The organism is Methanospirillum sp. (assembly GCF_028679455.1).
GTDB lineage: Archaea > Halobacteriota > Methanomicrobia > Methanomicrobiales > Methanospirillaceae > Methanospirillum.
In genome coordinates this window covers 1-9,397 of sequence record NZ_JAJRBM010000038.1, presented here as the reverse complement: position 1 = coordinate 9,397, position 9,397 = coordinate 1, and the positions used below count along the sequence as shown (strand labels likewise).

At 49.6% G+C, this 9,397-nt stretch carries 11 protein-coding genes and 1 tRNA gene; 6 read left to right on the top strand and 6 right to left on the bottom strand.

Going from position 1 to position 9,397, the window contains the following annotated elements; translation table 11 throughout:
* The first annotated feature begins 66 nt into the window (after positions 1-66).
* Entirely contained in the window at positions 67-360 is a 294-nt protein-coding gene (locus LUQ50_RS01095; RefSeq protein ID WP_300034890.1) for an RNA-binding protein, read from the top strand.
* Positions 361-373: 13 nt separating this feature from the next.
* On the opposite strand, the gene LUQ50_RS01090 is transcribed toward LUQ50_RS01095, so the two are convergent.
* The 3 genes from LUQ50_RS01090 to purE all read right to left on the bottom strand — a co-directional run bounded on the left by LUQ50_RS01090 (position 374) and on the right by purE (position 3,302).
* Positions 374-1,477 (bottom strand): response regulator, encoded by a 1,104-nt coding sequence (locus tag LUQ50_RS01090; protein ID WP_300034887.1) that lies wholly within the window; start codon positions 1,475-1,477, stop codon positions 374-376.
* A 202-nt stretch (positions 1,478-1,679) separates the two neighbouring features.
* Positions 1,680-2,819: an FIST signal transduction protein gene (locus LUQ50_RS01085; protein WP_300034884.1), complete on the bottom strand. Its 1,140-nt coding sequence runs from the start codon at positions 2,817-2,819 to the stop codon at positions 1,680-1,682.
* 87 nt (positions 2,820-2,906) lie between these two features.
* On the bottom strand, positions 2,907-3,302 hold the full coding sequence (gene purE, locus LUQ50_RS01080; protein ID WP_300034881.1) for a 5-(carboxyamino)imidazole ribonucleotide mutase: 396 nt from the start codon (positions 3,300-3,302) through the stop codon (positions 2,907-2,909).
* Between the two features lie 49 nt (positions 3,303-3,351).
* Here purE and LUQ50_RS01075 point away from each other — a divergent pair, with 49 nt between their 5' ends.
* The 5 genes from LUQ50_RS01075 to LUQ50_RS01055 all read left to right on the top strand — a co-directional run bounded on the left by LUQ50_RS01075 (position 3,352) and on the right by LUQ50_RS01055 (position 7,860).
* Positions 3,352-4,482 carry an alanine--glyoxylate aminotransferase family protein gene (locus LUQ50_RS01075; protein ID WP_300034878.1) on the top strand — a complete coding sequence of 377 codons (1,131 nt, stop codon included), beginning with the start codon at positions 3,352-3,354 and terminating at the stop codon, positions 4,480-4,482.
* Entirely contained in the window at positions 4,479-4,937 is a 459-nt protein-coding gene (gene ribC, locus LUQ50_RS01070) for a riboflavin synthase (protein ID WP_300034875.1), read from the top strand. Before LUQ50_RS01075 ends, ribC begins: the two co-directional genes overlap by 4 nt.
* 20 nt (positions 4,938-4,957) lie before the next feature.
* Complete coding sequence (gene ribH / locus LUQ50_RS01065) at positions 4,958-5,365, top strand: 6,7-dimethyl-8-ribityllumazine synthase (protein WP_300034872.1); 408 nt, start codon at positions 4,958-4,960, stop codon at positions 5,363-5,365.
* The gene (locus LUQ50_RS01060; protein WP_300034868.1) at positions 5,362-6,495 is read left to right on the top strand and encodes a pyridoxal phosphate-dependent aminotransferase; all 1,134 of its coding nucleotides are present in this window, start codon (positions 5,362-5,364) and stop codon (positions 6,493-6,495) included. Before ribH ends, LUQ50_RS01060 begins: the two co-directional genes overlap by 4 nt.
* 216 nt (positions 6,496-6,711) lie before the next feature.
* Positions 6,712-7,860 (top strand): PEGA domain-containing protein, encoded by a 1,149-nt coding sequence (locus LUQ50_RS01055; protein ID WP_300034865.1) that lies wholly within the window; start codon positions 6,712-6,714, stop codon positions 7,858-7,860.
* 25 nt (positions 7,861-7,885) lie between these two features.
* On the opposite strand, the gene LUQ50_RS01050 is transcribed toward LUQ50_RS01055, so the two are convergent.
* The 3 genes from LUQ50_RS01050 to LUQ50_RS01040 all read right to left on the bottom strand — a co-directional run bounded on the left by LUQ50_RS01050 (position 7,886) and on the right by LUQ50_RS01040 (position 9,230).
* Positions 7,886-7,957, bottom strand: a tRNA-Ala gene (locus LUQ50_RS01050).
* A 14-nt stretch (positions 7,958-7,971) separates the two neighbouring features.
* The gene (locus LUQ50_RS01045) at positions 7,972-8,985 is read right to left on the bottom strand and encodes a transcription initiation factor IIB (protein ID WP_109968726.1); all 1,014 of its coding nucleotides are present in this window, start codon (positions 8,983-8,985) and stop codon (positions 7,972-7,974) included.
* A 14-nt stretch (positions 8,986-8,999) separates the two neighbouring features.
* Complete coding sequence (locus tag LUQ50_RS01040) at positions 9,000-9,230, bottom strand: H/ACA ribonucleoprotein complex subunit GAR1 (RefSeq protein WP_300034855.1); 231 nt, start codon at positions 9,228-9,230, stop codon at positions 9,000-9,002.
* Positions 9,231-9,397 lie beyond the last annotated feature (167 nt).

Sequence of the window (9,397 nt, the reverse complement as noted above, 5' to 3'; positions counted from 1 at the left end):
CTGCTTTATTCTGATTTTTCAGGATGGGCAGATCGCGTATGTATCATAAGGAATCTGTGATTAGCAATGGAAGGAAAGCGTTTATACGTCGGAAATCTGACGTACTCCGTCAATGAATCCCAGATTCGGGATTTATTCTCCCAGTATGGTGATGTTGCAAGCGTAAAAGTAATCGAACAGAAAGGCTTTGCCTTTGTTGAGATGGGAACTTCCGAGGAAGCCCAGGCAGCAATGGATGGTCTGAACCAGACTGTCTTTGAAGGCCGCACTCTTCGTATCGATGAAGCACGCCCAATGCAGCCACGCAGTGACTTTGGTAGCGGTGGTGGCTACGGTGGCGGCAACCGTCGCCGTTACTAATATCTCCTATTTTTTAGTGGTTTGTCTCGATAGATACTACCACCACTGATGTGATCTCTCCGCTCTTGGTATCGATTACCGGGCTGAAGGTTCTCACAAAGCATCGGTCATCGTTATAGTATTGTTCTCTGACTGGCTTTATTTCATCAAATACCTGCTTTACTGCATGAGTAAACCGCTCAGATGCTTCAGGGGAATGATAGTCCTGGTAGCATTTATCCTGATACCTATCATCCAATATTCCCAGGCGGGCTTTATGATGTGAATTCATGTACAGATACCTACATCCCCGGTCAACTGAATAGATCGAATCCTGAGTGGATTCGACCAGTATCCGGTACTGGGCTTCGAGCGCTGAAAATGCCTGCTCAAGCTGCCTGGTTCTGGTGATCTCGGTTGAAACCACAGTGACCGCAATCGTCAGTTCAACTATTGTGTTTCTCACCGGGCTCATGGTTCTGATAAACCATCTGCCATCCCGCTGGTACTCATCGGATAATGACCTGCTTGTTTGGATCACTTCGCGAACGAGGGTGAGAAACCGTTCAGACTCTTGGGGAGTATGGAGTTCCTCATAGAATCTCCCCCGGTCCTCTGATCCAGGGATACCCAGTCTGACTTTGTGATGTGAGTTCATGAAGAGGTATCTGCCGTTCCGGTCTACCATATAGATAGAATCCTCGGTAGATTCAACAAGAGTCCGGTAGTTGGTTTCAGACTGGAGCAATGCTTCCTCAGCTCTCTTGCGCATTACTGTCTGCTGAATCATATTTTTGAGTTCAGCAAACTGGACCTTGGGATCGCTTCCTTTCTGAAGATAGAAATCTGCCCCTGAATTGAGTGCCTCGATGACCACATCTTCCCTGCTTCTTCCGGTAAATATGATGAAGGGCTTCTCGATATCATCATGTTTGATGATCTTTAAAAATTCGATGCCGTCCATAGCAGGCATCTCGTAATCAGAAACAATGGCGTCATATTTTTTCTGATTCAGCATGGTAAGTGCTTCCTGTGCTGACAATGCGGTATTAACGGTGATATCCCCACCTTTTTCCAGAAAAAGACGGGTAATATCCAGAAGCTCTTTCTGGTCATCTACCAGCAGAATTGTGATCATCTTCCCCTCTTCATCAAAGCCATGAGCTCATCCTCCTCATAACCGGTGGACAGGGCAACCCAATATTTGCATCTGGGAATCCTCAACTCGAATTCAGTTCTCGATCTGGTATTCTGGTTCTGCTCAATCAGCGTATCAGATGATCGTTGCAGGAGGACATGAATGATTGCATTTTATCCTGGAGGATATGTTCAGAACATGTTCACCGTCGACGTCTCTGCCTGAGGGTCACCAGAGAAAAATTCTCACTATGAAATTCGCAGCGATCGTTGTCGTTTACACCGATCCCTGCTGAACTAATAAACCCGATAAGCGGTGCGGTCCCTGCCTGGTATGCAGTATTGATCTGATCCTCAACTGCAGAACAAGAGGAGTTATGGCCTTCCAGACTTGAGAAGAGCAGGAGGAGATGGGCATTCTGAATCTCTTTATATGAATGAGAGATATCCACAGTTCTGCTACTGTAAGATCCCTTATATCGTGAACTGGCGATTCTGACAACCGAACCCTCCGTTACACTCCCACCGAATATGAGGGCCCGGTGATCCCAGTCCACCCCGATCGGTGATCTGATGAATTCGGTTCCGTCTTTTCGCTTTACCATGAGTGGGAATGCTGCAGTATGATCAGTAATCTCCTGATCGGTAATCTGCAGGAAGCGGGAATAAAAATCAACAGCTGGTTGATCATCAATAGCATATACCTTGGTATGGTCTGATCTGGTTACGATCATCTCCGGCCCGATTGGATGCCATCTGCTGGTCATGATGCCGTGAATTTCAAATGCACTCTCATCAAGGAGCAGGACTGCCACCCCTTCTGAAGAACATGATCCATTGGTGAAGACATAGGGTATCTCCTGTCTGTCAACACGGCCAGCCAGACCACCAAAGATCCGGGTCTGACCTGGTATGGATTCATGAATTCCTTCCAGTATCTGTTCAACATCGGTTCCCAGACCACTGGTGAAGATAAAAAAGATCGGATTTTTAAACTGTTCCCTACCCCATTTCCCTATCGATTCACCGAGGGTAAACGAGGAGAGATCCCCTAGTTCAAAAAGTTGTACCTGAAAGGCAGCAGGATTCGGATCAAGAAGACACCCTACAGCAGAATGTTCTGTTATTGGGTTCTCGTTCATACCAGGAAGGATCCCCCCGGCAGTTGAGCACCCGATGATGGGAAAAGGGATGGCAGACAGTTGATCTGAAAGATCGGAAATGTCAAGTGAGATTGATGAAAATACAAACCCTAATGTCGGATTGCGGAGAACTGAACTGGAAATCCCCGACATAATATCCTCCGGGGATTCACCATACAGGGTGGCGGTCCGCAGACACATGGATCTGATATCACCTCTCTCTTCTCCGATATGAACATTCCTTCACCACCCATTCCGCTACGGTAGTCATCGATCAGCGATTAAATGTTACAATTTGGAGAGATCCAAGATTCTGATTGCAAGAAGAGCTGCATTCTGTCCGTTATCAAGACCAACACAGGCAACCGGCACTCCTTTTGGCATCTGCACAATCGAGAGAACTGCATCAATGCCCCCCATCATTTTTCCTGATACCGGCACCCCGATAACCGGTTTTTTTGTTTTTGAAGCAACTACACCAGGCAAAGCTGCCGAGAGTCCGGCGATGCAGATGAACACCTTTGCATCAGATCCAGCCAGATATTCATCGAGCCGATCGGGATTCCGGTGTGCTGAGATGACCTGGTAATCGTAGGTGATACCCTTCTCTTTGAGAACTGTCCAGGCCTTCTCTGCTACCTCTTCATCAGAGGCAGAACCACTTATGATGCTTACATCAACCATATCTTCCAAGATATAATCAGGCAGTAGTGGTATAAGTATACCTGATTCTATGGAAGATGAGACTCTCCTGATGCTGCCAGGTCCGGTACCCCTCCCTGAACGGGTGCGGTTCGCAATGGCCAGACAGGCTATCAACCACCGGGGTGCCGAGTTCGGCGGTGCCTATTCTGATATTGTCCGTGTGCTCAAACCGTGTTTTGGGACAAATAACGATCTCGTGGTAATATCAGGATCAGGAACTGCAGGCATGGAGGCCGCAGTTGCCAATTTTGGTAAGGGCAGAAAGATGGCACATCTCATCAACGGTAAGTTTGGTGAGCGGCTCTGGAAAATCGGGGAACGTTATGGTGAATCACTCCCGATCGAGTCAGAATGGGGAACGCCTCTGAACCTTGAGGCGCTGAACACTGCACTCGAGAACGGGTGCGAGGTTGTGACCATGGTTCACAATGAGACCTCTGCCGGAATTCTCAATCCCGGTGCAGAAGTAGGGAAGATCTGCCGTAAGCATGATGCCCTCTTCATTATGGACGGGGTCACTTCCATTGGTGGGGACACGGTGAAGGCTGATGAATGGGGTGTTGATGTGGCGATCGTCGGCTCTCAGAAATGTCTTGCCGCACCTGCAGGGCTTGCAGCGGTTTCGGTCTCATCACGTGCCTGGGAAAAGGCTGTGAAGAATCCGCCATATTATCTCGATCTCCCGGCATACCGGAAGAATGCAGCCAAGTCTCCTATGGAGACCCCCTATACTCCGGCTGTTCCGGTATTTCTCGCGCTTCGGGAGGCCTGCCTGATCATTGAGGAGGAAGGAGTTGAGAACCGGATTGCCAGGCACCACCGGATGGCAAAGGCGGTCCGTGCAGCGGTTGCTGCCTGGGGCATTGAGATGTTTCCGAAGACTGACGCTGTTCACCAGTTCTCGAACACGGTCACTGCTGCAAAAATACCAAAGGGATCCAATGACAAGGACTTCAGAGGTAATGTTAAGAAGCTCGGGATCCAGATTGCAGGGGGTCAGGATCACCTCAAGGATGTGATCTTCAGGATCGGGCACATGGGCTGTGTCTCTGCACCAGAACTCCTGGCAACCCTTGCAGCAACCGAGTATGCCATCCAGAAGGCCGGACACAAACCTGCATCATCAGGTGTCATGGCAGCGGCTGAGGTTATGGGATGAAGATCGGTATCGCGGACACCACATTTGCCCGGGTGAATATGGGTAAGTTCGCGATCGATGAACTCAAAAAACACGGCAGTGTCGTCATCGAGCGGTATACGGTGCCGGGTGTGAAAGATCTCCCGGTAGCCTGCAAAAAGCTCTTTGAAGAGTACAGGTGCGATATCTGCATGGCGCTCGGGATGCCGGGCGGGAAAGAGAAGGACCGGATGTGTGCCCATGAGGCCTCAACCGGTCTGATTCAGTGTCAGCTGATGACCAGCCGGCATATCATCGAGGTATTTGTCCATGAGGATGAGGCTGCTGATGATGCTGAACTGGCATGGCTCGCCGAGCAGCGTGCCCGTGAGCACGCGGTGAATGTTATCAAACTCATGCGTCCGGGTACCCTTGAACGCGAGGCAGGTTCTGGCCAGCGACAGGGATTTTCAGATGCAGGAGCTGCCCGTCAGTAACCAGGTATGGAGAGATAATAATGACAATAAAACTGGGATTCGTCGTCGCGGAATTCAACCGTGATATTACCTATATGATGGAGATCGAGGCAGAGGAGCATGCAAAGTTCCTTGGTGCCGAGGTTGTTGAGCGGTTCTATGTCCCCGGGGCATATGATATGCCTCTGGCGATCAAGAAACTGCTCAAGCAAAAAAATGTCGATGCAGTCGTCACGATCGGATGTGTGATCGAGGGAGCAACCGAGCATGATGAGATCGTGGTCCAGCACGCTGCCCGGAAGATCATCGATCTCTCCCTTGAGTTCGAAAAGCCGGTCACCCTTGGGATCTCAGGTCCGGGTATGAGCAGGCTTGAAGCAAATGATCGCGTTGATTATGGCAAACGAGCTGTTGAGTCAGCCATCAAGCTTGTTCAGCGATTGGCATGAGATCACTTTCATCAAAACTTGCGGCCATTGCCCCGTCAGCTACTATCGAGATCACTGACAAGGCCCGCAGGATGCAGGCCGCCGGGATCGATGTCATCAGTCTCTCTATCGGAGAACCTGACTTTCCAACACCAGCCCATATCACTGATGCCTGTATCGGGGCACTGAACCGTGGGGAGACCCATTATGCCCCGGGGAGGGGTATCCCGGCACTCCTCTCTGCCATAGCCGATAAGATCGAGACTGAGAATGGTTTTCCGTGCACAAGCGATCAAGTGATCGTCACCTGTGGAGCCAAGGATGCAATCTACGAGGCATGTGAGGCCGTGCTCAATCCGGGAGACGAAGCGATCATCCTGGATCCTTCCTGGGTAAGTTACGAGCCATGTATCCAGATCGCAGGCGGGACACCGGTTCACCACCCACTTCATAAGAAGACCTTTCAGGTTGAGGACAGTCTCCTTGAGGCAGTCAATGACAAGACTAGGATGATCATTGTCAACAGTCCGTCCAATCCGTCCGGGTCGGTGCTGAATCGTGAGTCGCTCAGGTTGATATCAGATATCTGCCAGGATCATGATCTGATTGCACTCTCTGATGAGATCTATGAGAAACTGGTATATGGACAGATCCATTTTTCTCCGGCGATGTTTCCGGGAATGGCTGACCGGACGATTACGATCAATGGTTTTTCCAAGGCATATGCAATGACCGGATGGCGTCTGGGTTATGCGGTTGCTCCGAAGGAGATCCTTGGATATATGAATAAAGTTCAACAGCACACCATCAGCCATCCCACCACTTTTGCGATGTATGGGGGAGTTGCAGCTCTGAAAGGATCACAACAGTGCATCGGGGAGATGCGGTGTGAGTTTGAGCGACGTCGTGAGTTTGTTCTAAACCGCCTGATGGATATGGGACTTGGGTATGCACCGGCAGACGGTGCCTTTTATGCATATATCAAAATTGAAGGCGATGATGCCATAATTGCAAACCGGTGGCTTGAAGAGGCACATGTAGCGGTAACCCCGGGGGTTGCATTCAATACACCGGGATGGCTCAGGCTCAGCTACGCTGCATCGATGGATACTCTTGCAAAGGCAATGGATCGTATCTCACAGATTGTCTGAGTGCCGATTCTGGTTCAATCAGAATACCTTTTTATGAGTGATCTGAAATTCATTTTTTCATGATGTCTCATGTGAAGCGCCATATATGGATAGTTGTCTGTTGTCAGCGTGGAGAGGGGTAATTAACTGCGTGCTATCTGATTAGAGCCTGATGATCCCGTCTTTAACCTCCGGAATACACGAAGATACTTATTCCATGGACACGGATCCCATGATATGAAATATCCCCGTCAGATGCTCCTCCTGTTTATTATCCTTCTTCTGCTCCCGTTATCTGCGGGAGTGCTGGGTGATGTCAGGGTGGATGCAGATCTGCCTGGGGTGGCAGTGTTTCTGGATGGGATCTACATGGGTGAAACCCCCTGGAATGTGACAGAACTAACTCCGGGTGAGCACCAGATTGCAGTTACCATTACCGGCCACCAGGCTCAGTTCCGCAATATCACCTTCCCGCTCAATGGAACAGAACCTATCCTCTTCACCTTTGGCTCTTCTTCACAGGAGTATATTCCGGGAATGATCCACATTCGTGACTGTGTTGGAACACCAGAAAAGACCGGTCTGCTTGGATCATCAATAACCATCGCCACGCTTCCTGATGGTAATATGATGGCGTATTACTCAGGCCTTGGGAAAGGTGTCAGATGTGCAGGTTCTTCAGATGGTTCAGAATGGCATGAGTTCCCTGACGGATGCCTCCTTCCCGGTGATGAGCATGCTATCTCATCTCCGTTCTCCAGCCCCTGGGTTTATGAGCGATCAGATGGCGGTTACCGAATGATTTACGGGATTAATGATGAGACCGGCCCGTCATTGTATAGTGCCATCTCAGAAGACGGAGTCAAATTCTCTCCTGAAGGAAAAGTGATCCTGTCCCAGACTCCTGATCAGGATATGAAAGGTCAATATTCGATACCCACCGGTCTCAGAATGGCTGATGGAAGACTGAGGATGTACTATGCGATTTCGGGAGGAGGGATCAGGAGTGCGGTCTCTGATGATGATGGTAAGACATGGACCAATGATGAAGGATACCGGCTTGAATCAGCAACCGATCCTTCTGTAGCCATGTTCGCGAACGAAACGTACGGACTCTTTTATGTGGATCTCTCTGCCGGAGCGAAAGGACAGCGGTTGATGTTTGCCACCTCTTCTGACGGGATTACATTCTCACCTGATGGACAGGGTCCTGTTATTGAGAGTGAGCAGAAAGGAGTATGGATACTTGATCCCGAGATCCATATATCAAAATCAGGAACCTGGAATCTCTATTACAGCCTGATGGGAGTTCCCGGAGAAGCAGGAATAAAAGTGCCCGTAATCATGCGGTCGGTTATTGATCCTGTCTGTCTGTTATCAAAATAACAGGACATTCAGGTTTACGTTTTTATGGACCCGGCGGGATTTGAACCCGCGGCCTCTACGTTGCGAACGTAGCGATCTACCCCTGATCTACGAGCCCACGAAAAAAGAGATTCAGAGGATGATCTCGATATCTAACTTTTCTGCCAGTTCCTTATACCGGTTTCTGATGGTAACCTCGGTCACGCCAGCGACTTCAGCAACTTCACGTTGCGTCCGGCGTTCTCCTCCGAGGATTGAAGAGATATAAATCGCTGCGGCTGCCACACCGGTTGGTCCGCGCCCGGAGGTGAGTTCACGCTCTCCTGCCTGCCTTAAAATCTCTACTGCCCTGCTCTGCACTTCTCCTTTTAACTGGAGTCCGGAACAGAATCGTGGGACATAATCGATTGGAGAGGTCGGGAGGAGTTTGAGCCCGAGTTCACGTGAAATGAACCGGTATGTTCTTCCGATCTCTTTGCGTGAAACCCGTGACACTTCTGCGATCTCATCAAGGGTTCGTGGCACGCTGCACTGTCTGCAGGCTGCATATAAAGCTGCAGCTGCCACACCTTCGATACTTCTTCCCCTGATCAGATTCTTGTCTACAGCATCACGATAGACAACTGCAGCGGTTTCACGAACATTTCGTGGAAGACCAAGAGCTGATGCCATCCGGTCCAGTTCGGAGAGTGCGAATGCCAGGTTTCGCTCGGTGGCATTACTGACCCTGATTCTCCGCTGCCATTTCCGAAGGCGGTATAACTGTGCCCTATTTTTGGATGAAATTGCACGACCATAACTATCACGGTTACGCCAGTCGATCATGGTCGAGAGACCTTTATCATGGATCGTGAAGGTCATGGGAGCTCCCACACGGGAACGTTTCATCCGCTGATCATGATCGAATGCACGCCACTCTGGACCACGATCGATGAACTCGGCATCCAGGACTAAACCACATTGCTGGCAGACCAGTTCGGCACGCTCATAATCATGAACCAGTTGCCTGCTTCCACATTCCGGGCACTGTGTCTCGGTCTGGTTCTCTACTCGCTTCTGCTTCTCGGCGACCTTTCCGACAAGCCGGTTCTTCAGTGCCTCACGCTCTTTCTGAAGGGTTCGAAGTTTCTCTATCTCTTCTGACATCTCTTCTCTCCTGATTATTTGATGAACACTTTCTCACCGATCAGCTTCTCTCGGTCCTGTATAGTGCAGACCACAGCTGCGTACGGGGATGCGATATTTCCGAATATGTCTACAAGTTTGCCTACCGGCTTCCAGCGTTTGTCCAGAACATGGCTGTACAGACGCGGCAGTTTGGCAGCATCACACTCAACAATGAGCATATGGCTCCCTGAACTACATTTTACCCGACCAATCGCACGAACCACATGCACCACCTGAAAAAATATATCCCCCCACCGGAGATCGATTAAGCAACCTATATATATCGCGGTATTCTGTATTTATATTTTATGTGAATGTTTAAGAAAGAGTGCTAAGAGTGGTAAAACCGGTTTGTTTTTAAGGTCAATATATCTCTTACCTTTTCCTGATT